The 24,768-nt window shown below is 72.4% G+C and carries 23 protein-coding genes; 20 read left to right on the plus strand and 3 right to left on the minus strand.

All coding sequences use genetic code 11. The features are described from left to right. Positions 1 to 310, minus strand: a 310-nt coding sequence (locus WMI84_RS05535) for a VOC family protein (protein ID WP_347351142.1), incomplete at its 3' end; no start/stop codon positions are given. A gap of 227 nt (positions 311 to 537) precedes the next feature. On the opposite strand from WMI84_RS05535, the gene WMI84_RS05540 reads away from it, so the two are divergent. Continuing rightward, on the plus strand, positions 538 to 738 hold the full coding sequence (locus WMI84_RS05540) for a helix-turn-helix domain-containing protein (RefSeq protein WP_347351144.1): 201 nt from the start codon (positions 538 to 540) through the stop codon (positions 736 to 738). Between the two features lie 68 nt (positions 739 to 806). Here the strand turns inward: WMI84_RS05540 and WMI84_RS05545 are convergent, their stop codons facing one another. Next, complete coding sequence (locus WMI84_RS05545; protein ID WP_347351145.1) at positions 807 to 2,126, minus strand: alpha-hydroxy acid oxidase; 1,320 nt, start codon at positions 2,124 to 2,126, stop codon at positions 807 to 809. Positions 2,127 to 2,305: 179 nt separating this feature from the next. Here WMI84_RS05545 and WMI84_RS05550 point away from each other — a divergent pair, with 179 nt between their 5' ends. The 5 genes from WMI84_RS05550 to WMI84_RS05570 all read left to right on the plus strand — a co-directional run bounded on the left by WMI84_RS05550 (position 2,306) and on the right by WMI84_RS05570 (position 9,752). Further along, positions 2,306 to 3,301 (plus strand): C-terminal binding protein, encoded by a 996-nt coding sequence (locus WMI84_RS05550; RefSeq protein ID WP_347351147.1) that lies wholly within the window; start codon positions 2,306 to 2,308, stop codon positions 3,299 to 3,301. Positions 3,302 to 3,424: 123 nt separating this feature from the next. Beyond that, a complete protein-coding gene (locus tag WMI84_RS05555) occupies positions 3,425 to 4,768 on the plus strand; it encodes an MFS transporter (RefSeq protein WP_347351149.1) in 1,344 nt (447 codons plus the stop codon). 51 nt (positions 4,769 to 4,819) lie between these two features. Further along, positions 4,820 to 6,511 carry an amidohydrolase gene (locus WMI84_RS05560; RefSeq protein ID WP_347351151.1) on the plus strand — a complete coding sequence of 564 codons (1,692 nt, stop codon included), beginning with the start codon at positions 4,820 to 4,822 and terminating at the stop codon, positions 6,509 to 6,511. Continuing rightward, positions 6,508 to 8,163 (plus strand): thiamine pyrophosphate-dependent enzyme, encoded by a 1,656-nt coding sequence (locus WMI84_RS05565; protein ID WP_347351153.1) that lies wholly within the window; start codon positions 6,508 to 6,510, stop codon positions 8,161 to 8,163. Before WMI84_RS05560 ends, WMI84_RS05565 begins: the two co-directional genes overlap by 4 nt. Then, on the plus strand, positions 8,160 to 9,752 hold the full coding sequence (locus tag WMI84_RS05570) for an amidohydrolase (protein WP_347351155.1): 1,593 nt from the start codon (positions 8,160 to 8,162) through the stop codon (positions 9,750 to 9,752). The genes WMI84_RS05565 and WMI84_RS05570 overlap by 4 nt, the downstream gene beginning before the upstream one ends. Before the next feature lie 27 nt (positions 9,753 to 9,779). On the opposite strand, the gene speB is transcribed toward WMI84_RS05570, so the two are convergent. Further along, a complete protein-coding gene (gene speB, locus WMI84_RS05575) occupies positions 9,780 to 10,811 on the minus strand; it encodes an agmatinase (RefSeq protein WP_347351157.1) in 1,032 nt (343 codons plus the stop codon). Positions 10,812 to 11,172: 361 nt separating this feature from the next. Here speB and WMI84_RS05580 point away from each other — a divergent pair, with 361 nt between their 5' ends. The 14 genes from WMI84_RS05580 to WMI84_RS05645 all read left to right on the plus strand — a co-directional run bounded on the left by WMI84_RS05580 (position 11,173) and on the right by WMI84_RS05645 (position 24,765). Further along, positions 11,173 to 11,271: an AURKAIP1/COX24 domain-containing protein gene (locus tag WMI84_RS05580; protein WP_003792170.1), complete on the plus strand. Its 99-nt coding sequence runs from the start codon at positions 11,173 to 11,175 to the stop codon at positions 11,269 to 11,271. Between the two features lie 241 nt (positions 11,272 to 11,512). Continuing rightward, positions 11,513 to 12,559, plus strand: a complete 1,047-nt coding sequence (locus tag WMI84_RS05585) for an NAD-dependent epimerase/dehydratase family protein (RefSeq protein ID WP_347351159.1) — start codon at positions 11,513 to 11,515, stop codon at positions 12,557 to 12,559. A 491-nt stretch (positions 12,560 to 13,050) separates the two neighbouring features. Then, a complete protein-coding gene (locus WMI84_RS05590) occupies positions 13,051 to 14,181 on the plus strand; it encodes a lysophospholipid acyltransferase family protein (protein WP_347351160.1) in 1,131 nt (376 codons plus the stop codon). A gap of 140 nt (positions 14,182 to 14,321) precedes the next feature. Then, positions 14,322 to 14,558 (plus strand): glutaredoxin family protein, encoded by a 237-nt coding sequence (locus tag WMI84_RS05595; RefSeq protein ID WP_347351161.1) that lies wholly within the window; start codon positions 14,322 to 14,324, stop codon positions 14,556 to 14,558. 139 nt (positions 14,559 to 14,697) lie between these two features. Continuing rightward, positions 14,698 to 15,372 (plus strand): redox-sensing transcriptional repressor Rex, encoded by a 675-nt coding sequence (locus tag WMI84_RS05600; RefSeq protein ID WP_347351163.1) that lies wholly within the window; start codon positions 14,698 to 14,700, stop codon positions 15,370 to 15,372. After that, a complete protein-coding gene (hemA, locus tag WMI84_RS05605) occupies positions 15,369 to 16,757 on the plus strand; it encodes a glutamyl-tRNA reductase (protein WP_347351165.1) in 1,389 nt (462 codons plus the stop codon). The genes WMI84_RS05600 and hemA overlap by 4 nt, the downstream gene beginning before the upstream one ends. Then, on the plus strand, positions 16,754 to 17,707 hold the full coding sequence (gene hemC / locus WMI84_RS05610; protein WP_347351166.1) for a hydroxymethylbilane synthase: 954 nt from the start codon (positions 16,754 to 16,756) through the stop codon (positions 17,705 to 17,707). Before hemA ends, hemC begins: the two co-directional genes overlap by 4 nt. After that, positions 17,704 to 19,350: a bifunctional uroporphyrinogen-III C-methyltransferase/uroporphyrinogen-III synthase gene (locus WMI84_RS05615; RefSeq protein WP_347351168.1), complete on the plus strand. Its 1,647-nt coding sequence runs from the start codon at positions 17,704 to 17,706 to the stop codon at positions 19,348 to 19,350. Before hemC ends, WMI84_RS05615 begins: the two co-directional genes overlap by 4 nt. Continuing rightward, positions 19,347 to 20,312: a porphobilinogen synthase gene (hemB, locus tag WMI84_RS05620; RefSeq protein WP_347351170.1), complete on the plus strand. Its 966-nt coding sequence runs from the start codon at positions 19,347 to 19,349 to the stop codon at positions 20,310 to 20,312. The genes WMI84_RS05615 and hemB overlap by 4 nt, the downstream gene beginning before the upstream one ends. 88 nt (positions 20,313 to 20,400) lie before the next feature. Next, positions 20,401 to 20,928, plus strand: coding sequence for a MarR family transcriptional regulator (locus WMI84_RS05625; RefSeq protein WP_347351172.1), 528 nt, complete (start codon positions 20,401 to 20,403; stop codon positions 20,926 to 20,928). A gap of 91 nt (positions 20,929 to 21,019) precedes the next feature. Further along, positions 21,020 to 22,351 carry a glutamate-1-semialdehyde 2,1-aminomutase gene (gene hemL, locus WMI84_RS05630; RefSeq protein WP_347351173.1) on the plus strand — a complete coding sequence of 444 codons (1,332 nt, stop codon included), beginning with the start codon at positions 21,020 to 21,022 and terminating at the stop codon, positions 22,349 to 22,351. A gap of 160 nt (positions 22,352 to 22,511) precedes the next feature. After that, on the plus strand, positions 22,512 to 23,132 hold the full coding sequence (locus WMI84_RS05635; RefSeq protein WP_347351174.1) for a LysE family transporter: 621 nt from the start codon (positions 22,512 to 22,514) through the stop codon (positions 23,130 to 23,132). A 341-nt stretch (positions 23,133 to 23,473) separates the two neighbouring features. Further along, positions 23,474 to 24,151, plus strand: a complete 678-nt coding sequence (locus tag WMI84_RS05640) for a histidine phosphatase family protein (RefSeq protein ID WP_347351176.1) — start codon at positions 23,474 to 23,476, stop codon at positions 24,149 to 24,151. Then, entirely contained in the window at positions 24,151 to 24,765 is a 615-nt protein-coding gene (locus tag WMI84_RS05645; protein ID WP_347351178.1) for a TlpA disulfide reductase family protein, read from the plus strand. The genes WMI84_RS05640 and WMI84_RS05645 overlap by 1 nt, the downstream gene beginning before the upstream one ends. The last annotated feature ends 3 nt before the right edge of the window (positions 24,766 to 24,768 follow it).

Raw genomic sequence — 24,768 nt, forward strand, 5'->3', positions numbered from 1 at the left:
TGCTGTGCGCCACGCCGGCGTCGTCGAGCCTGGTCAGCCAGGCCTGCACCCCTGCCCGGTCCGGGCAGGCGATCGAGACGTGGTCGAGCCCGACCCGGGTCTCGTCGAAGCGGTCGCCCTCCGGCGTGCGGTCGTGCGCCTGCAGGCCCAGGACGATGCCGGGTCCGCCCAGCATGATCGTGCGGCGCCATCCGGGCCCGCTCATGTCGGGTCCCCGTCTCATCCCCAGCGACCTCGCGTACCACGCGACACTCGCCTCCAGGTCGGTCACGGTCAGGGTCACGTGGCTGAAAGCCTCGAATGTCGGCATATCCCCATCCTGACACTGCTTCGCGACGCCGCCCCGCCCGCCGGGCGCGGGCAACCCGGCAGAGCCGCTGCCGGCGAGCGACGGTCGGGTCGGATCCGCCACCCTTCGTGCGGAGCACTTCCCCTCGTGTCACATGAGCATCTAAGGTGTAGTCCTGTACCCGCGTGATCCTCCGCCGGAGGGGAAGCCGGCGGCGCGCGGGCGCACCGAGAAGATCGGGGTTCAACATGTCGAACGAGCGTCAGCTCGCCGAGGTGCGGTTCCTGACCGTGGCCGAGGTCGCCTCGATCATGCGCGTGTCGAAGATGACGGTGTACCGGCTGGTCCACGGTGGCGAGCTGCCCGCAGTACGGGTCGGCAGGTCGTTCCGCGTGCCGGAGGACGCCGTGCACAAGTACCTGCAGTCGTCCTACATCGACACGGCGTGAGGGGTTTCGCGGCGTGACGGGGCGCCCGCTCGGTGCCCCGTCACGCTGAGGACCTGTCGACGCACCCGCTAGCGGGGGTCGTGCCCGGGTAGCCGCACCATGTCCGCCTGCAGGCCCGCGACGCTGGTGGCCCCCAGCAGTGCCATCGTGGTACGGACCTCCCGGGCCAGGATCTCACCGGCGCGCTGGACCCCCGACTCGCCGCCGGCCATCAGCCCGTAGAGGTAGGCCCGGCCGACGAGAGCCGCCCGGGCGCCGAGCGCGACCGCCGCGACGATGTCGCCGCCGCGCAGGATCCCGCTGTCGATGAAGATGTCTGCTCGGTCGCCGCACGAGGCGACGACGTCGGGCAGGATCGACAACGCGGACTGGGCCCGGTCGAGCTGCCGCCCGCCGTGGTTGGACAGCACCACGCCGTCGGCCCCGAGACGGACCACCTCCTCGGCGTCCTCGACGGTCTGGATTCCCTTGACCAGCAGGTGTCCCGGCCAGAGGTCACGCAGCCAGCCGATGTCGTCGGCAGTGACTGCGGCATCGAACATGTCGCCCGACATGTCGAGCTGTTCGCTGCCCCAGCTCTCGGGTGCGCAGGCGAACCGCATGGCCGGTGTGGTCAGCTTGTTGAACCACCAGGACGGGTGCAGCGTCATGTCGGCGAAGGTGCGCAACGTCAGGGCCGGAGGGATGGTCAGCCCGTTGCGCTCGTCCCGGAGCCGGTTGCCTGCGATAGCGGTGTCGACGGTCAGCACGAGGGTGGAGAAGCCGGCGTCGCGGGCGCGCTGGACCAGCCGCCGCGACTCGGCGCGGTCCGTCCACAGGTAGAGCTGGAACCAGAGCTCGGTGTCCGGGCAGGCGGCTCGAAGGTCCTCGGGTGACGTGGTGGCGACGGTGGACAGGCCGTACGGGATGCCCAGCCGCGCTGCCGCGCGGCCGACCGCGACCTCGCCCTCGTGGTGCATCATCCGGGTGTAGCCGGTGGGTGCGAACACCAGCGGCAGGCTGCTGCGGTAGCCCAGGATGTCGGTGCTCGGGTCGACGTGGGACACGTCCCGAAGCGCCCGGGGACGGAACCGGATGGCGCGGTACTCCTCCCGGAGCCGGCCGATCGTGACCTCCTCGTCGGCGCTGCCGTCGACGTAGTCGAAGATGGCGCGCGGGGTGACCCGGCGTGCGGACTGCCGCAGCTCGGTGATCTGCGTCGCGCGTTGCAACCGTCGGCGCGTCGGGCTCACGGTCGGACGACGGAACTGCAGCAACGGGCGCAGCTCGGCGGGCTTGGGCAGCTGCCGGTGGCTGTTCGGGTTCGCGGAGGACTTTGCCCGGCCCGCGTTCTGGACGACAGCCGGAGGACTGGGATACGCACCGTCCGTCGATGGGTGTGCTGTCATCGGGAGACTCGCCTCCAGAGGTACGTCACAGGGTAGGCGGTGATTGTAGCCACCTGCGGTGGGCCCCACCCAGACGGGCCGGGACCAGTCCTGCGGTCTCCGACGCCCCTCTGCGGCAGACCACGTGCTGTTAGCATCGGGCACCCGGCGTAGCAGGACCACCGCAGAGGAGCGCGATCATGTCTGGTGGGGCAACGGCCATCTACTTCCCGGTCGAAGGGCTCGACGTGGGGCCGGGAGAGGACCTGCTGCGGCGGGCCGGCGTGACGGTCCACCACCTGGACGAACCGTCGCTGGGCCCGGATGCCCCGCGTGACGCGGTCGCGCTGTTGGTCGGCTACGACCCGGTCGGTGCAGCGGTGATGGACGAGCTTCCGCAGCTGCGGATCATCGCCACGCACTCCGACGGGTACGACATGGTCGACCTCGAGGCGGCCCGCGAACGCGGCATCTGGGTCGCCCACCTGCCGGACAGCGCCTGCGAGGAGGTGGCGGTACACGCCCTGACGCTCACCCTGTCGGTGCTGCGCCGGGTGGGTGACTGGCAGCGACGGGTCCGTGAGGGTCTGTGGGTCGAGGACGACTCGATCCGGCTACGGCGTCCGTCGACGCTGACCTGCGGCGTGGTCGGCCTGGGCCGGATCGGGGGGCGTTACGCGCGGCTTGCCGCCCCCATCTTCGGTCGCACCCTCGGCTGTGACCCCTATCTGCCCGCAGACCGGTGGCCGGCCGGCGTCGCGGCCGTCGACGTGCAGACTCTCTTCTCCCAGTGCGACGTCGTGAGCCTGCACGTGCCGCTCACCGACGAGACCCGCCTGCTGGCCAGCGGCCCCCGGCTCGAGTCCCTGCCTCGCGGAGCGGTCCTGGTCAACGTCTCCCGTGGGGAGCTGGTGGACGAGGCCGCCCTGCTCGCCGCGCTCGACAGCGGCCGGATCAGCGGTGCCGGGCTCGACGTGCTCGTCGACGAGCCGCCGGCCGCGGACAACCCGTTGGCAGCCCACCGGCGCGTCGTGCTCACGCCACACATCGCCTACCTGTCCCAGGAGTCCCTGGCGCGGTATGCCGCCGAGCCCGCGGCGAACGTCGTCGCCCTGCTGGAGCACGGCCGGCCGAACACGCCCGTCGAGGATCTGCGTCCCGGGGCCGACGCGCGGGCCGCGCACCGGCACGGCTGAGGCGGTCCTTGTCGGCGCCGGGCCCCGGCTATAGGCTCCGGGCACCAGCACAGGGGGCGGGCAGCTGCGCGCATGCCGCTGTCGCGCCGGGGAAGTGGCCACCGACTCCCGAGGTGTCATGTCATGAGCATCGGTTCGCACGGCACGCAGACGTTCAGCCACCGACGCGCCCTGCGCGCCGGCATGGCCTCGTTCGTCGGGACCACGATCGAGTTCTACGACTTCTACGTCTTCGCCACCGCGGCGGCCCTGGTGTTCGGGCCGATCTTCTTCCCGGAGGCCAACCCCACGGCAGGGGTCCTGGCCTCGTTCGGCGTCTACGCGGTGGGCTTCTTCTTCCGGCCGGTGGGCAGCATCATCTTCGGCCACATCGGGGACCGCTACGGCCGGCGTCTCTCGCTCGTGCTGACCCTGGTGATCATGGGTGTCGGAACGAGCCTCGTCGGCATCCTGCCGACCTACGACAGCGTCGGGATACTGGCGCCGGTCCTGCTCCTGATCCTGCGGATCGTGCAGGGCATCGCGATCGGCGGTGAATGGGGTGGCGCAGTGGCGATGGCGGTCGAGAACGCCCCGGACCGGTTCAAGGGGTTCTACGGCGCCTTCCCCCAGCTGGGGAACCCGGCCGGCGCCCTGCTCGCGACCGGGATCTTCGCCCTGCTGACCGTCAACGGCTCCGGGTACCTCGAGTCCGGCGGATGGCGCATCCCGTTCCTGCTCTCGGCCGTCCTGATCGCCGTCGGCTTCTGGATCCGGTACCGGGTCGAGGAGTCGCCCGTGTTCGAGGCCGAGTCCGCGGAGGAGATCAAGGCCGAGCTCCCCCTGAAGCGAGCCATCGTCGAGAACTGGCGGGAGATGCTCCTGGGTGTCGGCCTGATCCCCATCTCCACCGGCGGGTACTACATCGTGACGACGTTCGCGACGGCGTACGGCACGGAGAAGGACTTCGGGATCGGCATCAGCGCGCACCTGTTCCTCGAGGTCCTGACCATCGCGGCGTTCTTCGAGCTGGTGTCCACGTTGTTCATCGGCACGCTGGCCGACCGCGTCGGACGCAAGCGCACCATGTTCGTCAGCCTCGTGCTCACCGCGATCCTCATCGTGCCCATCTTCCTGACCATGGGCCCCGACAACTTCGCGATCATGGCCGTGCTGTTCACCGCGGGCCGGGTGGTGATGAACGGCACCTGGGCACCCTTGGCGTCGATCATGTCCCAGATGTTCCGCCCCCAGGCCCGGCAGACGAGCCTGTCGATCTCCTACTCCTTCGGGAACGCGTTCTGGGCCGGCCTGTCGCCGGTGGTCGCGACCGCCCTCATCGCGTCGACCGGCTCCATCTGGAGCGTCATACTCCTCGTCTTCGGCATGACGATCATCAGCCTGATCTGCCTCGTGCGGGCCCCTCAGTACTCGGACACCGTGTTCGACGAGGACGTCGAGGGGGGCCTGGCGGTCCGGACGGCGTGACCGAACAGCCGGGCATCGTCCCGGGGACAGTGAGAGGTGCTGACGCAGCCGATGCGCAAACTACATACCTTCGACCATGCTCCTGCGCAGTGGTGGCCCACGCTGGTCACGGCGCGAACGATCCGGACGCTCGACCCCGCCAAGCCGGAGGTGACGGCCATGCTCGTCGCCGGCGACCGGGTCGCCGCGCTCGGGACGGCCGAGGAGTGCCGACGGGTCGGCGGTGAGATCGGGCTCGCCAGCCCCCGCGGGGTCGACCTGGGCGACGTGACGGTCGTGCCCGGTTTCACCGACGCTCACACCCATCCGTTGATGCACGGCCAGATGCGCACCTGGGTGGACTGCGGGCCCGCGCAGGCCGGGTCGATCCCGCAGATCGTCGCCCTGCTGCGCCAGCGCGCGAGCCAGACCCCGGGGACGGCGCCGATCCGCGGCTTCGGCTACGAGCACCGCAACCTGGTGGAGCGCCGGCACCCGACCCGACAGGAGCTGGACGAGGTCGCCACCGATCGCGAGGTATACCTCATGAACGCCTCCGGCCACGGCGGGGTCGTCAACTCCTACACGCTGGACAAGTACGGCGTCACCAGGGACACGCAGGACCCGCCGGGGGGAGTGTTCTTCCGGGACGCCGCCGGGGAGCTCACCGGTGAGCTGTCCGACGCCGCCTGCAACATCCTGACCGGGCCGGACGGGGTCAAGGTGGGCAACCACGGCCCGAACCTGCACCTGGGTGACAGCGTCGAGGACCACCTGCGGCAGCTTCGGATCGCCCAGCACTCGTTCCTGTCCGGTGGTGTCACGGCGGTCGGCGACGCGCAGGTCAGTCGCCGGGAGTTCGACATGTACCTGCACCTGGCCGACACGGGCGACCTGCGGCTGCGCTACTCGATGTACCTGCTGTCGCACCTGCTCGAGGAGGGGCTCGAGATCGGGCTGCGTGGCGGCTTCGGGAACGCCTACCTCAGCTTCGCGGGGTTCAAGCTGTACGCCGACGGCACGCTGGGGGGCTGGACCGCCTACTTCCCGGAGGGCTACGCCGGAGATCCGGGCCGCACCGGGATGCTCTACCACGAGCCTGCCGAGTACACCGAGCTGGTGGATCGGGCGCACCGGGCCGGGCTGCAGACGGCCACCCATGCCCAGTCGCCGGACGCGATCGAGATGGTCATCCGGGCGATCGAAGGCGCGCAGCACCGTCATCCCCGCCCCGACGCCCGGCACCGGATCGAGCACTGCGGCCTGCCGACGGGACCACAGATCCAACGCATGGCGGCGGCCGGGATCGTGCCGGTGAACCAGACCCAGCACTACTACAACTGGGGCGAGGGGGTCGTCGACGCGATCGGCGTGCGCGGGGAGCGGTTCAACCCGCTCGGTGAGTTCGTCGCGGCCGGGGTCCCCGTCGTGCTCAGCTCGGACGCCCCGGTCGCGGACCCACTGCCGCTGCAGGCGATCCAGGTGGCGGTCACGCGCGTCACGGCCCGCGGCAGCCGGCTCGGGCCCGACTCGTTGCGGATCTCCGCGGAGCAGGCGCTGCGGGCGCACACGCTGGGCGGCGCGTACGCCCTCGGCCGGGAGGAGGACCTCGGCTCGCTCGAGATCGGCAAGCGCGCCGACTTCGCGGTGCTCGGCGGGGACCCGCTCACCGTCGACCCCGAAGCCATCGGCTCGATACCGGTGCACGCCACCTGGGTCGGTGGGCAGCAGTGCTACGACGAGAAGGACGAGGTGCCCTCGTGAGCAGCCCGGTCGCGCCGCCGGCCAACATCCACAACGTCGGGCACGACGTGCTGGCGGTCCTGCGGGACTACGGGGTCGACACCGTGTTCGGCATCCCGGGCACCCACAACCTGGAGTTCTACCGACACCTGCCGGACCTCGGCATCCACCCGGTCACCACGCGACACGAGCAGGGTGCGGGATATGCGGCCGACGGCTGGACGAGGCAGACCGGCCTGCCCGGGGTGGTCGTCACGACATCCGGCCCGGGCCTGCTCAACGCGCTGTCCGCCACGGCCTGTGCGTATGCGGAGTCCCGCCCGCTGGTGGTCCTCACCCCCGGGCCGCCACTCGGTCAGGAGTTCGCCGACATCGGCGCCCTGCACGAGACGAAGGACACCCGCGCGGCGGCCGAGGCGGTGGCGCAGTGGGCCCGGCGGGTGGCCTCCGGTCGGGAGGCGGTCCAGGCGGTGCACGACGCCTTGGAGCTGTTCCGTACCGGCCGCCCGCGGCCCGTGGTCATCGAGGTGCCCCTCGACGTGCTGGAAGGGCCCAGCGACTGTCCACCCGAGCTGCTCCGGGCCCGTCCGGCCCCACTCCCCACGCCGGGCGACGCCGGACTGGTCCAGCAGGCCGCCGAGGTGCTGGCCGCGGCGACCCGGCCCGTCATCCTGGCCGGCGGAGGGTCCCTCGGTGCTGCCGAGGCGGTGCGCGAGCTCGCCGAACGTCTCGATGCGCCCGTGGTCACCACGCTCAACGGCCGTGGCGTCGTGCCGGAGTCGCATGCCCTCGCGGTCGGTGCCGCCCTGCGGCTCAAGGCGGTGCACGAGCTGGTCAACGAGGCAGACGTGCTCGTGGTCGTGGGCTCGAAGGTCGGCGAGGCGGAGCTGTGGTGGGGTCCGTTGCAGCCCTCGGGCCGGGTCGTGCGGGTCGACGTGCTCTCCTCCCAGCTCGACAGGAACATCGAGGCCCACGTGGGTATCGTCGGCGACTCCCGGGCGGTCGTCCCGCAGCTGCTGGCGGCACTGCCCGAGCGGCTCGCGGCCGACGCGGGCAAGGGTGCCGGTGGTCGGCGCGCGGCCGACTACCGCGCCCGGGTCGACAGCGAGGGCCGGGCCTGGAACCCGGCCGTCGTCGCCTGCTCGGAGGCCATCGCGTCGGCTGTGCCCGCCGACGTGATCCTGGGAGCCGACTCCTCGCAGATCTGCTACTACGGGACCGCCAACTTCGTTCCCCTGGAGCGGCCCGGGTCGTACCTGTACATGGCGACGTTCGCCACCCTGGGGTACGGCTTGCCGGCCTCGATCGGGGCGAAGCTGGGAGCCCCCGACCGCAGCGTGGTCTGCGTCCAGGGGGACGGCTCGCTGATGTTCTCCGTCCAGGAGCTGGTGACGGCCGTCGAGCAGCAGCTCGACCTCGTCGTCGTGTGCGTGGACAACGGTGGGTACCGGGAGATCGAGGAGAACGAAGGCGCCCGGGGCATCGACCCCATCGGGGTCCGGCTCACGCAGCCCGACTGGGCCGCACTGGCCGATGCCTTCGGCGGCCGCGGGACCTCGGTCGCGTCGGCGGAAGACCTCGCCCCCGTGCTGCGCCACGCCATCGCGGCCGGCGGCGTACAGCTCGTGCACGTGCCGCTGGCGCTCTTCGAGACCGCCGGGCCGGGCTCGTGAGCAAGCCACCGGCCGGCTCGCCGAAGGCGACGGCGTACGAGTGGATCGACGCGAACCGAGGCGCCTGGTCGGACTGGCACCAGCACATCTGGCACCTGGCCGAGCCGGCCTGGCGGGAGCACGAGTCGGCGGCGTGGTACGTGGCGCGGCTGCGCGCCGAGGGGTTCGACGTCGAGGCGGGGTCGGCAGGCATGCCCACGGCGTTCTGCGCCACGTGGAGCAACGGCAGCTCGGGACCGACGCTGCTGACCTACGCGGAGTACGACGCCGTCCCCGGCAACTGCCAGGCCCCCGCCCCGCACGAGGCGCCCCGCGCGGGACTCGGGCCCGACGCGCCGGGACACACCGACCCGCACTCGGCCCTCGGTATCGCCACCCTGACCGGACTGCTCGCCACCAAACGAGCCATGACCGAGCACGGTGTCGCCGGGACGCTGCGCTATACCGGCGAGCCCGCGGAGAAGATGCACGGGTCGAAGGTCGTGCACGGGCTGCGCGGCTACTACGACGACGTCGACGCGATCGTCAGCTTCCACCCCTTCTACATGCTGCCGTTGTGCAACACCGCCCGATGGGACACCCAGTGCGGCGCCTACTTCTCGCGGGTCTACACGTTCGTGTGCGACGAGCCGCAGACGTGGCAGTCCGGCGTCAACCCGAACTCGCCCATCCCGGCGTCACATTCGGCGGCGCGAGCTCCCGGGGCCAACATCGCGCTGATGCAGATGTATGCCGCCTCGCGGGCCATGCACGACGCCATGCTGCCCAGCGTGGGTGGCTGGAGCCTGTCCGATGCGATCCTTTCGTCGGGGCAGGCGACCGCCGACAACCTCCCGCCGCGCATCGCCCGGATCCAGTACGCGTGGCGCACGCCCGACGTCGAGGCGGCCGAGCGCGTCCTCGAGGTGCTGGACCGCAACGCCCAGCATGCGGCGGCGGTGGCGCACTGCCGCCTCGAGAGCGTCTGGGTGGCACGGTCCCGACCCGGCCTGACCAACCACGCACTGAGCGACGCGCTCTACCGCAACCTGGCCGGTGTCGGTGCGCCCGTGCTGGGGCCCGACGCGGTCGACGCGGCCAGACGGATCCAGCAGGCGCTGGGGCTCGATCCGATGGAGGCACCTTTCCTGCCCGAGTGCGAGTCACTGATCACGCCGAGGGATGCGGAGCTGGCCATCAGGGCGCAGCTGCCGGGCTGGCAGCGCAACTGGACCAGCGACGACTACGTCGAGATGACCCACTACGCGCCGACCGTCCGCTTCTACGTGGCGCGCCCTGCGTTGCGGCCGCCGCCCGGGGGTGGCCCCTACCCGGCGTGGGCCATGAACGCGCTGGGCGGCATCCCTTCCGCGATCGACCCCACCATCGAGGTGGCCGGCAAGACGGTCGCCGGCACGTTCGTGGACCTCCTGCTCGACGCCGGGCTGCGCGAGCGGGCCAGGGCCGAGTTCGTCGAACGGTCGAAGGAGTCCGGGCTCGCGCCCCTGCTGCCCGCGGACTTCGAGCCACCCGTCGACCTGCCGTGGCCGGAGTACGTGCGTGACCGGGACGGCACCCGGCGCTGGCTCGGTGCCGGCGCCCACGGCTGACCGGCCCGGCCCGAGGACCGCCGACGGTCAGTCGCCCCCACCGGGCTGCAGGTACTGGCCGGCCGGGCCGGTGGGACGGTCGATGCCCTGGCGCTGGGCCGTCCAGAGGGAGAGCACCTCGTAGGCCACGTGTGCCGCCGCGATGCCGGTCACCTCGGCGTGGTCGTAGGCGGGGGCCACCTCGACGATCTCGGCGCCGACCAGGTTCAGCCCCTGCAGGCCCCGGATGGTGTTCAGCAGCTCCCGGCTGGTCAGTCCGCCGGCCTCCGGGGTGCCGGTGCCGGGCGCGGCCGACGGGTCCAGCACGTCGATGTCCACGGACAGGTAGACCGGGGCCGCGCCGAGGCGTTTGCGCATCCGCCGGACGATCTCCGGCACCGAGGTGAACTGGTAGTCGTCGGTACGGATGATCTGGAAGCCCAGCACCTCGTCGTCGGTCAGGTCCTGCTGCCCGTAGAGCGGTCCGCGGATCCCGATGTGCAGACACCGCTCCAGGTCCAGCAGGCCCTCCTCGCTGGCCCGTCGGAAGGGCGTGCCGTGCGTGTACGGCGCGTCCATGTAGGTGTCCCACGTGTCCAGGTGGGCGTCGAAGTGCAGCACCGCGATCTTGCCGTGGGTACGCGAGACCGACCGCAGGTTCGGCAGAGCGACGGTGTGGTCCCCGCCGAGCGTGAGCAGCCTGGCGCCGTCGGCCCGCAGCGCGTCGGCACCGGCCTCGATGGCCGCCAGGGCGTCGACGATGTTGAACGGCGTCACCCCCAGGTCGCCGCAGTCGGCAACCTGCTGGTCGGTCAGGGGCTGCATCGCGGTGGCCTGGTTGTAGGGGCGCAGCAGCCGCGACGACGCTCTGATGTGCGCCGGCCCGAACCGCGCCCCCGGACGGTAGCTGACTCCGGAGTCGAACGGGATGCCGACCACCTTCACGTCGATCGGGGCGCCCGGCCGGGCCGCCTCGACCTCCTCCAGGCGCGGCAGCAGCCCGAAGGTCGGTGGCCCGGCGAAGCGCGGGCGCTTGCTGTAGTCGGCCGGGCCGAGGGCCGGCTGTGGGGTCTCGTTCATGTCAGGCACCAATCCCGATCGGCTCGATCCGGTCCGGGTGCCGACCTCGCGCGACCACGGGGCGGAGCAGGCCGGGTCACGATGCTCACCCTCACGATGCTCACCCTCACGATGCTCACCCTCACGACGCTCACCGCGCCACCCGGACGACTTCGGCTCACCATATCGGCTCGGCTGCCCGGGCCCCAGTGGTCGGGCGCGTGCGGCCCGGAGCCGGGCGATGTGGGTTAGGCTGGGGCCTCGGCTTGGCTCTTGGAGTTCGACTTCTCTTGGAGTTCGACTCTTCTTGGAGTTCGACTTTCCGTGAAGGACGGGTGGTCGACGCAGGTCGGCACACACCGTCAACGGATCGAGGACAACGATGGGCTCTGTCATCAAGAAGCGCCGCAAGCGGATGGCGAAGAAGAAGCACCGCAAGCTGCTGCGCAAGACGCGTCACCAGCGGCGCAACAAGAAGTGAGACGCAGCAAGAAGTGACCAGCGAAGCGTGAGCGAGCAGGCCGGGCCTGCGTCGGGACGACCCCCGCCGACAGCGGGGGTCGTTGCATGTCCTGGGGTCGTTGCATGTCCGGGAGCCTGCCTGTCCGGCGTCTGCCTGTCCGGGAACGCGAGACCCGGCGTGGTCGGACCACCCAGTTCGGCTGGGTAGGCTCAGGGGGCGGGCGCGCACCCGTGACGTGTGGTTGGCAGGAAGGTGGCAGATGGCCAAGGTCGTGCTGATGACAGGAGTGTCGCGCTACCTCGGTGGCCTCTACGCCCGTCGGCTGTCGGCCGACCCGTCGGTCGAGCGGATCCTGGCCGTCGACGTCGTGCCGCCCCCGCACCCGATCGGCCGCGCCGAGTTCGTCCGGGCCGACATCCGCAACCCGATGATCGGGCGGATCATCTCGCAGGCGGGCGTGGACACCGTGGTGCACATGAACGTCATCGCCACGCCGAAGGACACCGGGGGCAGGGCCACGCAGAAGGAGATCAACGTCATCGGCACGATGCAGCTGCTCGCCGCGTGCCAGAAGGCCGACTCGGTGCAGCGCCTCGTCGTCAAGTCGACCGCCGGGGTCTACGGGTCCTCCCCGCGCGACCCCGGCGTGTTCACCGAGGACATGAACCCGAAGGTCATGCCGCGCACGGGATGGAGCAAGGACTCGGTCGAGGTCGAGGGCTACGTCCGAGGCTTCTCCCGGCGTCGCCCGGACGTCGAGATCAACCTGCTGCGGTTCGCCAACGTGGTCGGGTACGGCATCCGCACCGCCCTGACCGACTACTTCTCCCTACCGGCGTGGCCGGTCCCGATGGGGTATGACGCCCGCTTCCAGCTCGTCCACGAGTCGGACGAGACCGAGGCCATGGTGCGCGCCACGACCGGGCCGCCCATCGGCATCGTCAACGTGGCCGGTGACGGCTACGTCACGTTGCTGCAGTGCGCCGCACTCGTCCGGCGCCCCATCGTGCCGGTTCCGCTGCGGTCCGGGGGCATGCTGGGCACCGTCATCCGGCAGACCGGGATGGCCGACTTCTCGGCCGACCAGCTGTCGTTCCTGGCCTTCGGCCGCGGGCTCGACACCACGCGGATGCGCTCGGTCCTGGGGCTCGACCCGGGCTACACCACTCGCGCCGCCTTCGACGACTTCGCGCGCCGGCTGAAGCGCTCCGTGCCGCTGGCCGAGCCGGTGGCCGGGACCGTCAGCAGCGCCGCGGCCGGCACGGTGGCCGCCATCTCGCGGGTCTTCGAGAGGATCGACTCATGAACGAGCCGGACAAGACGACCGGTCGGCGCACCCGACCCGAGGGGGAGGGCCCCTTCGCGGCCGGTGCGGCGCGGGCGAGCGGAGAGCGCCGCCGCCGGGTCGGTACCCCCCTGATCACCTCGACCGATCCGGTCGAGGTCAGTCCCGCACGCCGCACCGCCGCCGACCGTCCGCCCCGCTCAGCCCAGTCCGCCCCCGCCCCGTCCGAGCCGGCACCGGAGCCGACCACCACGCCGGCGAAGGAGTCGCGACCGCCGGCCACCGCACGGCCCACCCGGTCCTCGCGCAGCACACCGTCGCATCGCACCCCACCGTCGCGGGGGGCGTCGACCCGGTCCGCACCGGTCCGCAGCACATCGCCGCGGGCAGGTGCGTCGGCACGCCAGGCGGAGGGACGACCGGGCGTCCAACGGCCGACGCCCGGAGCGGCGGGCCGGCCCGAACGCACCGAGGCGGGCGCGCCCACCCCGGCCCGGCCCAGCCGGGCCCGGATGCGCAGCCAGGCGGCCGGGTCCGGTGACCGGGCCAAGCTGCGGTCGGTGCCGCCGCTGGAGTCGGCCCGACCGGAGCCGGAGCAGGCGGCCGCTGCGCGGTCCGGGTCGTTGCCGAGCGCGGCGCTGGCCACCGCCGCCGCACAGGTCACCGGGACCGCGGAGAAGCTCGTCACCAAGCTCCTCGAGGCCACCGACACCTCCACCAGCATCCGACCCAGGCCGGCCGAGATCGTCGAGCTCGGGGTCAACGTCCTGCGCGCCGCGTTGACGGGCGCGGGTCTTCCGGCCGACCAGATCGAGCGGGAGATCGCCGGCACGCTCGCCTATGTCCGCCGCCGCCTCACCGGCGAGGTGGACGTCGACGAGTTCGGGTTCGACGAGGACTACACCCTTCACATCCACCTGCCGTTGCTCCGGCCGCTCTACCAGCGCTGGTTCCGGGTCGAGGTCCAGGGCGTCGAGAACATCCCCGCCACCGGCGGAGCGCTCGTCGTCGCGAACCACTCGGGCACGATCGCCCTCGACTCGCTGCTCACCCAGGTCGCGGTCCACGACGAGCACCCCCAGCACCGGCACCTGCGGATGCTCGGGGCCGACCTCGTCTTCTCGACCCCCTTCCTCGGCATGATGGCGCGGCGGTCCGGCTCGACGCTCGCGGCCAACTCCGACGCCGAGCGGCTCCTCGGCAAGGGCGAGCTCGTCGGGGTGTGGCCGGAGGGCTTCAAGGGCGTCGGCAAGCCGTTCAGCGAGCGGTACAAGCTGCAGCGCTTCGGCCGCGGCGGCTTCGTGGCCGCCGCCCTGCGCTCGCGCGTCCCGATCGTGCCGTGCTCGATCGTCGGGGCCGAGGAGACCTACCCGATCATCGGCAACATGCCCGCGGTCGCCCGGCTGCTCGGGGTGCCCTACGTGCCGATCACCCCCACCTTCCCGTGGCTCGGCCTGCTCGGGCTCGTCCCGCTGCCGAGCAAGTGGCTCATCGAGTTCGGCGCCCCGATCGACACGGGATCGCTCGGCCCGGAGGCCGCCGACGACCCGATGGTCGTCTTCGACCTGACCGACCAGGTCCGCGAGACGATCCAGCAGACGCTCTACAGCCTGCTCATGCAGCGCACGTCGGTGTTCGTCTGAGCCTGGCCGGGCGCGCCCAGCCGAACCCGGCCCAGCCGGGCCCGCAGCGTTCCAGCCGGGCCTGCAGCACTCGACGGGGCCGTTCGGGCGTCCGGGGGCGCTACCGGGGACCCGAGGGGCCGCTGCGTAGAGTCGCCGGTATGAAGACCCGCATCCTGCTGCTCGGTCGCGACGGCTGCCACCTGTGCGACGAGGCCCGAGCCGTCATCGAACGGGTCGCCGCCGATCTCGGGGTCGGCTGGGAGGAACGGTCCATCGACGAGGACCCCCGCTGGACGGCGCAGTACGCCGAGCAGATCCCGGTGACCTTCGTCGACGGTCGCCAGCACGACTTCTGGCGGGTCGACGAGGCGCGGCTGCGACAGGCCCTCGGGTGACCCTCGGGTCGACGCGGGTCCACGCCGTGGTACGGCGGCCCGCTCGCTTTGTGCCGGTCTTCACAAACGTCTAGCCTGAACAGGTCCCCAGTGCTCCGCGCTCACCGAGCGCCTATGTGAAAGGAGCCGGTGAGCCCGCGTGACCGCCGATCCCACCCTGCGTCGAGAGATCCCCGACGCGACCGTCGCGCGGCTCCCCGAGTACCTGCGGACCCTGACCACCCTTGCCGAGAAGAGCGTCGCGTTCGTCTCCTCCGAGGAGCTCGCCGCATCCGTGGGGGTTCGGTCGGCGCAGCTGCGCAAGGACCTGAGCCACCTCGGCTCGTACGGCGTGCGCGGCGTCGGCTACGAGGTCGAGACCCTGGCGCTGGAGATCACCCGCGCGCTGGGCCTGACGCAGAACTGGCCGGTGGCCATCGTCGGGATGGGCAACCTCGGTCACGCCCTCGCGTCCTACTCCGGTTTCGTCACCAAGGGCTTCCGGATCGTGGCGCTCTTCGACGACGACCCGTCGCACGTCGGCGAACGAATCGGTGACGTGTCGATCCGGCCCTCCGCCGACATCGCGGCCTGCGCCCGTGAGCTGGGCATCACGATCGGGGTCATCGCGACCCCCGCTCCTGCGGCGCAGTCCGTCTGCGACGCCCTGGTGGCCTCCGGCGTGCGGGCCATCCTGAACTTCGCGCCCAGCGTGCTGTCGGTTCCGCCGGGCATCGACGTGCGCCGCGTCGACCTGTCGACCGAGCTGCAGATCCTCGCCTTCCACGCGCAGCGCAAGCTCGGCCTGACCAGCGGGACAGTGGTGCCGCGATGAGCCTCCTCGTCATCGGCCTGTCCCACCACACGGCGCCGCTGTCCGTGCTCGAGTCCCTCGCCGCGGACCATCGCCGCGACGAGACCCTCGCCGAGGCACTGGTCCGATCGTCCACCGTCGACGAGGTCGTGGTGCTCACCACCTGCAACCGTCTGGAGGTCTACGCGGAGGTCCCCGCCTTCCACCCGGCCGTGGCCGCCGTCGGCGACGCGTTCGCCGCTGCGGGCAACCTCGCGCCCACCGACCGGCGGGCGGGGCCGGACCTGCACGAGCACGCCCCGGGCGAGCCCCGGGCCGTCCTCGCCGCCCGGGCCGACGGGCTGGCCGAACACCTCTACGTACGCTACGACGACGGTGCCGTCGCCCACGCGTTCACCGTCGCCTGCGGCCTCGACTCGATGGCCGTCGGCGAGTCCCAGGTGCTCGGGCAGATGCGCGCCGCACTTGCCCGGGGCCAGGCGTCCGGCCGCGTCGGCCCGTCGCTGAACGCGTTGTTCCAGCAGGCCTTGCGCGTGGGCAAACGCGCCCATTCCGAGACCGGCATCGACGGGCACAGCGTCTCGCTCGTCCAGGCCGGGCTCGAGGAGGCCGCCGTCCGGCTGGGTCCGCTGCGCTCCTGCCGTGCTGCCGTGGTCGGCGCCGGCGCGATGAGTGGTCTGGCCGCGGCGACCCTGGCCCGAGCGGATGTCGCCTCCCTGGTGGTCGTTGGCCGCACGCCGGAGCGGGCCGAGCGGCTGGCCGCGACAGCCGGTGGGACGGCCCGGCCGTGGGAGGAGCTGGCCGACGTCCTCGCCGAGAGCGACCTGCTGCTCACCTGCACCGGAGCCGCCGGCCACATCCTGACCGCCACCGACCTGCGGGCCGGCGCCGCCCGTCGCGGTGGCCGGCCCCAGCTGCTCGTCGACCTCGCCCTGCCGCACGACATCGAGCCGCAGACGACGTGGCCGGCCCCGATCCCGGGCACGACGGTCATCGGTCTTCAGGAGCTCGGCGCCCGGCTCGCCGGCCGGGCCGAGGCGCACGAGGTGGCCCGGGTGCGTGACATCGTCACCGGCGAGGTGGCCGCGTACCTGACGCGGCGGGCCGCCGAGTCCGTCGCGCCCACGGTCGCCGCGCTGCGGATGCGGGCCGCCGAGGTCGTCGCGGCCGAGCTCGACCGGCTCGACCACCGGATCCCCGGTCTCGACGAGGCCGTGCGGGCCGAGTTCGAGCTGACCGTCCACCGGGTCGTCGAGAAGCTGTTGCACACCCCGACCAGACGGGTCAAGGAGTACGCCATGGACGGCAGTGGCGCCGACTACGCCGCCGCACTTCGCGAGCTGTTCGACCTGGAGCCGATGGACGTGGCCAACGTCGGCGCCCCGCCGAGGAGGACGCGGTCATGACCGCCCTGCGCCTCGGCACCCGACGCTCCACCCTCGCCACGACCCAGGCGACCTGGGTGGCCGATCGCCTCCGCGCGACCGGCCACGACGTCGAGCTGACCCCGGTGACGACACACGGCGACGTGAGCGGTGCCCTGCTGACGGCCATCGGCGGAACCGGCGTGTTCGCCGCCGAGATCCGCAAGGCGCTGCTCGACGGTCGCGTCGACCTCGCCGTCCACTCGTTCAAGGACCTGCCGACGGCGCCGGAGCCCGGGCTCGTGGTCGCCGCCGTCCCCGAGCGCGAGGACCCGCGCGACGCCCTGGTCGCTCGCGACGGGCTGACCCTGGGCGAGCTGCCCGCCCGGGCCGTCGTCGGCACCGGCTCGCCGCGTCGTGCCGCCCAGCTCGCGGCCCTCGGGCTGGGGCTGCAGGTGCGGCCGGTCCGGGGCAACGTGGGCACGCGTCTCGGGCTCGTCGAGTCGGGACAGGTCGATGCGGTCGTGCTGGCCCGGGCCGGGCTCGCCCGTCTCGGGCTGCTCGAGCTGGTCACCGAGGTCCTCGACCCCATCCAGGTGCTGCCCGCGCCGGGCCAGGGCGCACTGGCCGTCGAGTGCCGCGCGGACCGCCAGGACGTGCGAGCGGCGGTCCACGCCCTCGACGACGTCGACACCCGCACCCGGGTCGCCGCCGAGCGTTCCCTGCTGGCCACGCTCGAGGCCGGCTGCACCGCTCCCGTCGGTGCCCTGGCCGAGGTCGTCGAGGGCGAGGACGGTCTCGAGCTGTCCCTGCGCGCCTTCGCCGGCCGACCCGACGGCAGCCTGGAGCTGCGCCGCTCGCTCGTCGGTCCGTACGACGAGCCCCAGTTGCTTGGCGCGCGACTCGCGCGCATCCTGCTCGAGGACGGCGCCGCCGACCTCGCGCACCCGCCCACACCAACACCGCAAGACACCTCGGAGCCAGTTTCGTGACCCGTTCGCGCACGCCGTCTGCGACGACGCAGACCCCAACGCCTCCCGCATCCCCGGCCCGCGTCGCCTTCGTAGGGGCCGGTCCGGGCGACCCCGGGCTGCTGACCCTCCGCGGCCGCGAGCTGCTCGCCGCCGCCGACGTCGTCATCGTCGACCGGATCGCCCGCGACGACGTCCTGCTGGCCCACGCCCGGCCGGACGTCACGGTCATCGACGCGAGCCACGGCGAGCGTGGCCAGGAGCTGACCACGGCAATGCGAGCGCGGCTCGTCGTCAAGGCGGCCCGGTCCGTCGGGGACGACGGGCTGGTCGTACGGCTCATGGACGGCGACCCGGGCACCTTCACCGGCCTGGTCGACGAGGTGCGCGCCTGTCGCCGGGCCGGGATCAGCTTCGACGTCGTGCCCGGTGTCTCGGCCGTGTCGGCCGTGCCGACGTACGCCGGTGTGCCGTTGACGGCCCGGCTGGACCGGGCCTTCCACGTGGTCCAGGTCGACGGACCGGGCAACCCCGTCGCCCGCTACGCCGACGACCCGACCACCCTCGTCCTGCTCGGCTCGCCCGACGCGATCCGCGACGCGCTGCACGCGCTGCTCAAGGCCGGCCGGGACACCGCGACCCCGGTCGTGCTGACCGAGACCGGCACCACCGTCGCCCAGCAGAGCAGGACGGGCGTGCTGGGTGACATCGACCGCGCCTTCCGGGGCTCGACGGCGATCCACCCGAGTGTCGCCGTCGTGTCCGCGAACGTCGAGCTGCGCGACGAGCTGTCCTGGTTCGAGACCAAGCCGCTGTTCGGCTGGCGGGTCCTCGTGCCGCGCACCCAGGCCCAGGCGGGGCCGATGATCGAGCGGCTCGCCTCGTACGGGGCGACCGCCGACGTCGTCCCGACCATCTCCGTCGAGCCGCCGCGCACCCCGCAGCAGATGGAGCGTGCCGTACGCGGCCTGGTCACCGGGCGGTACGAGTGGGTCGGGTTCACCTCGGTCAACGCCGTGCGGGCGGTCCGGGAGCGCTTCGAGGAGCTCGGCCTGGACGCCCGCGCCTTCGCCGGCCTGAAGGTCGCCGCGGTCGGCGGAGTGACTGCTGCTGCGCTGCAGGACTGGGGCATCAAGCCCGACCTCGTGCCGTCCGGCGAGCAGTCGGCGGCCGGGCTGCTCGCCGACTGGCCCGCCTACGACGACCTGCTCGACCCGATCAACCGCGTCCTGCTGCCGCGCGCCGACATCGCGACCGAGACCCTGGTCGCCGGGCTGCGGGCGATGGGCTGGGAGGTCGACGACGTGACGGCCTACCGCACCGTGCGGGCGGCCCCGCCGGCACCGGAGATCCGCGACGCGATCAAGGGCGGCGAGTACGACGCGGTCGTGTTCACCTCGAGCTCGACGGTGCGCAACCTGGTCGGCATCGCGGGCAAGCCGCACCCGGCCACGGTGGTGGCCTGCATCGGCCCGGCCACGGCCAAGACCGCCCGGGAGCAGGGGCTGCGCGTGGACGTCCTGGCTCCCGAGGCGTCCGCCGCGAGCCTCGTCGACGCGCTCGCCGGCCACGGGATCGGGCTGGCCCTGGCCGCCGCCGAGGCCGGACACCCGGTCCAGCGTCCCCGGGACAAGCGCCCGACGACCCGTCGGCGGGCTCGATGATCGAGCGCCCCAGGCGGCTGCGACAGTCGCCGGTCATCCGTGCGATGGTCGCCGAGACCCGGCTGCACCCGAGCCAGCTGGTACTGCCGGTCTTCGTCGCCGAGGGGGCGCACGAGCCGCGGCCGATCACGAGCATGCCCGGCGTCGTGCAGCACACGCTGACCTCCATCGTCGATCAGGCCCACCGCGCGGTCGAGGCGGGCCTGGCCGGGATCATGGTCTTCGGCGTGCCCGAGACGAAGGATGCCCGCGGGTCCGGGGCGACCGAGCCCGGCGGCATACTCAACGTCGCGCTGCGCGAGGTGCGCGACAAGGTCGGCGACGACCTGCTCGTGATGGCCGACACCTGCCTCGACGAGTTCACCGACCACGGGCACTGCGGCGTGCTCGATGCGCAGGGGCGGGTCGACAACGACGCCACCCTCGCCGTCTACGCGCAGCTGGCCGTCGCGCAGGCCCGGGCCGGTGCCCACGTCGTGGGGCCGTCCGGGATGATGGACGGCCAGGTGGGCGTCATCCGGGCGGCACTCGATGCCGCCGGGTTCGAGGAGGTCGTCGTCCTCGCATACGCCGCCAAGTACGCGTCGGCGTTCTACGGGCCGTTCCGCGAGGCGGTCCAGTCGAGCCTGCGCGGTGATCGCCGCACGTACCAGCAGGACCCGGCCAACATCCGGGAGGCGCTGCGCGAGATCGACCTCGACGTGGCGCAGGGCGCCGACCTCGTCATGGTCAAACCCGCCATGTCCTACCTCGACGTCGTCGCGGCGGCGGCCGAGCGCACGACCGTGCCGGTCGCGGCCTACCAGGTCTCGGGCGAGTACGCCATGATCGAGGCCGCCGCGGCGCAGGGCTGGATCGACCGGGAACGCGCCGCGCGAGAGTCGCTCCTGTCGATCCGGCGCGCCGGGGCGCAGGTCATCCTCACCTACTACGCCCTCGACGCCGCCGAGTGGCTCGGCTGAGCCGGGACCGTCCGTCGGAAGGGACCTGCCGGTGACCGCCCGGTCGGGCGGAACGGGCCGGGCCGGAAAGTAGTTTAGGCTTCAACACATGAGTGGGAAGGTGGGTATGGCGGTCGAGCAGCGGGACGAGCAGCGCGACGAGCAGCTGGACGAGGTGCGCTGGCTGGACGCGAGGCAGCAGGCCTCGTGGCGCGCCATCCTGCGCGGCACCCGCCTGCTCGAGGGAGCGCTGGACGGCGCGCTGCGCGGCAACGGCGTCCAGCTGAGCGAGTACGAGATCCTCTCGATGCTCTCGGAGGCACCCGAGCGGCGCCTGCGGATGTCCGAGCTGGCGGCGATGGTCGTGCAGTCGCGCAGCCGCCTGACGCACACCGCCAAGCGGCTCGAGGACCGCGGCATGGTCATGCGCGAGTCGTGCCTGGACGACAAGCGCGGTGTCGAGCTGTCGCTGACCCCCACCGGTGTCGAGACCATCGAACGGCTCTCGAGGGTGCACGTGCAGAGCGTGCGCGACCACCTCGTCGACCTGCTGACCCCGGCGCAGTTCGCGGCGATCGGCGACGCGATGGCGATCGTGCGCGACCACCTCGACCCGGAGGGCCGGTCCGGGCGCTGACCCGCCACCATCCCGGCCGAGCGGGCGCCGCGGGCCGGTCGAGCGGGCACCGAGGTCCTTCGCCCGGAGCACCCTTGCGACAATGGCGCCCATGACGCCGCATGCCTCCACCGCCCTGACGACCGCACACTCCGCCGAGCTGTTCGAGCGGGCTCGCGAGATCATCCCGGGTGGCGTGAACTCACCGGTGCGGGCCTTCGGCAGCGTCGGCGGGATGCCGCCGTTCATGGCGTCCGCGCGTGGCGCGTGGCTGACCGACGTCGACGGGAACCGCTACGTCGACCTGGTCGGCTCCTGGGGCCCGATGATCCTCGGACACGCGCACCCCGACGTCGTGGCCGCGGTCCGCGCGGCCGCGGGACTGGGCTTCTCGTTCGGGATGCCGTCGACCGGCGAGCTCGAGCTCGCCGCCGAGATCGTCTCCCGCGTCGAGCCGGTCGAGCGCGTGCGGCTGGTCAACAGCGGCACGGAGGCGACCATGTCGGCGATCCGGCTGGCCCGCGGGTTCACCGGCCGCGACGTCGTCGTCAAGTTCGCCGGCTGCTACCACGGGCACGTCGACGCGCTGCTGGCCTCGGCCGGCTCCGGGGTGGCGACCTTCGCCCTGCCCGACTCGGCCGGAGTGCCCCGGTCGAGCGCGGCCGAGACGATCGTGGTGCCGTACAACGACCTTGCCGCGCTCGAGGCGGTCTTCGCCGCGCGTGGGGCCGAGATCGCGGCGGTCATCACCGAGGCCGCGCCGGGGAACATGGGGGTCGTGCCGCCGTTGCCCGGCTTCACCGAGGGGCTGCGGCGGGTGACCCGTGAGCACGGGGCCCTGCTCATCTCGGACGAGGTCATGACGGGGTTCCGGTGCTCGCCCGCCGGGTTCTACGGGCTCGAGGGTCCGTATGCCGCCGGGCCGCCCGACCTGTTCACGTTCGGGAAGGTCATGGGTGGCGGTTTCCCGGCGGCGGCGTTCGGTGGTCGCGCCGACGTCATGACGTTGCTCGCGCCGGAGGGCCCCGTCTACCAGGCCGGGACCCTGTCGGGCAACCCGGTCGCATCGGCCGCCGGTCTGGCCACGCTGCGCCGGTGCACTCCGGAGGTCTACGACCGGCTGGAGGTCGCCGCACGGGCCATCGCCGCCGGAGTGGACGAGGCGCTCGGCGTAGCCGGCGTGCCGCACACGATCCAGTGGGCCGGCTCGATGTTCTCGGTCTTCTTCCGGGACGGCGCGGTGCACGACTACGACCAGGCCCGCGACCAGGACACGGCTGCGTTCGGCCGGTTCTTCCACGCGATGCTCGAGCAGGGGGTGCACCTGCCGCCGAGCGCCTTCGAGTGCTGGTTCGTCTCGGCGGCGCACGACGACCGGGCGGTCTCGGCGGTGCTCGAGGCGCTGCCGGCCGCGGCTCGTGCCGCGGCCGGTGACGCCGGCTGAGCCGGCTCGTCGGGGGGACGAGGTGCGCGCTCGGCTGCCGGACAGGACCCACAGCGTGAGCCGGCGGGCGCTGCCGGCCGGCTTGGCGGCATACGGCCGCCTCGTCCCGGTGGGCGAGCACCGGCCTGGCGCGGCCGGCACCCGGGCCTAGACTCGCAAGGTGTCCCTGTCCCTCTGGCTCGGCCTCGTCGCGGCCTGCTTCTTGATCTCCTTCACCCCGGGAGCTGGCGCGATAAACACGATGGCCAACTCGGTGACGGCGGGCTGGGCCCGGTCGGGCTGGGGGATCGCCGGTCAGCAGGTCGCGCTCGTGGTGCACATCGCGATCGTGGCCGCCGGGGTCGGGGTGCTCGTGGCGAGCTCACCGCTGCTGTTCAACATCGTGCGCTACGCCGGGGCGGCCTACCTCGTCTACCTCGGGATCCGGCAGTGGCGCGCCCGCCCCCACCCCGACGTCGACCGGACGATCGTGCCCACCGAGTCGTCGTGGTCGATGGCCCGGCGTGGCGTGCTGGTCAACCTGACCAACCCCAAGGCGGTCGTCTTCTTCCTCGCCTTCACGCCGCAGTTCATCCGGCCGAGCCAGCCGCTCGTGCCGCAGTACCTCGTCCTGGCCGCGACCGTCGTCGTGGTCGACGTGACCGTGATGTGGTTCTTCTTCGCCACCGCCGCCAAGGGGCTGCGCCGGATGACCCGCAGCGGGGCAGGGCAGACGAGGCTCAACCGGATCTTCGGGGGGCTGTTCGTCGGCGTCGGTGCGCTCCTGGCGGTCGTTCACTGAGCGGAGCCTGCACCCTCGATCAGGAGAGGTGCACGCTCGATCAGGAGAGCCGCACCCTCGATCAGGAGAGCCGCACCCTCGATCGGGAGTGGTGCACGCTCGATCAGGAGAGCCGCACCCTCGATCAGGAGAGCCGCACCCTCGATCGGGAGTGGTGCACCCTCGATCAGGAGAGGTGCACGCTCAATCAGGAGTGGTGCACCCTCGATCAGGAGAGGTGCACGCTCGATCAGGAGAGCCGCACCCTCGATCAGGAGTGGTGCACCCTCGATCGGCGGGGGATCTCGGGGGGGTGACCCGCCGGTTGGGCCGGCGCGGCGGGGTTTGAGACACTGGGCCCCATGACCGGCAGCCCCACCCCGCCCCCGTCGCCCGCGCGACCCGGTCCCACGCGCACCGTGATCCACCTGATGCGCCACGGCGAGGTCCACAACCCGACCGGGGTGCTCTACGGCCGGCTGCCTGGCTACCACCTGTCCGAGCTCGGCCAGCAGATGGCCCGGACCGTGGCGGCCCACCTGGCCCTGAGCGACATCACGCTGGTCGTGGCCTCCCCGCTGGAGCGGGCCCAGCAGACCGCCGCGCCGATCGCCGCACGCCACCGCCTGCCGGTCGAGACCGACGCGCGGCTCATCGAGTCGGCCAACCACTTCCAGGGCCACGCCTTCAGCACGGTCAGCCTGCTCGACCCGCGGCACTGGCCCAAGGTGGTCAACGTCACCAAGCCCAGCTGGGGCGAACCCTACGAGGCGATCGCGGTGCGGATGCTCGCGGCGATCGCCGACGCGCGCACGGCGGCGTACGGCCACGAGGCGATCCTCGTGTCGCACCAGCTGCCGATCTGGACGGTGCGCAACCGGCTGCAGGAGCGCCGCCTCTGGCACGACCCGCGCAAGCGAGAGTGCTCCCTGGCGTCGCTGACCTCGCTGCAGTACGTCGACGACGAGCTCGAGTCGATCGCCTACTCCGAGCCGGCCGGCGAGCTGCTCGCCAAGGCGTCCCGGACCGTGGGCGCCTGATGGGGCCGGTCGGCCGACGCAGCATGGTGCGGTGGGGCGCCGCCTTGCTCGCCGGCGCCGTCGTCGGCCTGGGCGCCGCCGCCTGCTCGTCCGACCCGAACTCGATCGCGGCCCAGGCGCAGTCGGGCGACCGCAAGGGGTACATCTCCGGTGACGGCACGATCGAGCAGATCGCGCCGGCGCAGCGGGGCAACACCGTCGCCCTGACCGGCACCACCCTCGAGGGTGAGCCGTGGTCGATGAAGGGCAAGGACGGCACCGTGGTGGTCGTCAACGTCTGGGGCTCGTGGTGCCCGCCGTGCATCGAGGAGACCCCCGAGCTGCAGAAGGCGTGGAAGCAGGTGCAGGCCGAGCAGCTCGACGTCGAGTTCATCGGCGTGGACACCCAGGAGAGCGCCGAGTCGGGCCTGGCCTTCCAGAAGGCCAACAACGTCACCTACCCGTCCCTGGCCTACGACGGCGGGGTGCCGCTGCTCGCCCTGCAGGGCAAGGTCGCGGCCACCCCCACCACGCTCGTGCTGGACCGCGAGGGACGCGTCGCCGCCCGCGTGTCCGGACCGCTGACCGCCACGACGCTACGCGGGCTCATCGACGACGTCCTCGCCGAGGCCTGAGCG

Origin of the sequence: Intrasporangium sp. (assembly GCF_039812505.1) — a bacterium.
In the GTDB taxonomy this organism is placed as follows: domain Bacteria; phylum Actinomycetota; class Actinomycetes; order Actinomycetales; family Dermatophilaceae; genus Intrasporangium_A.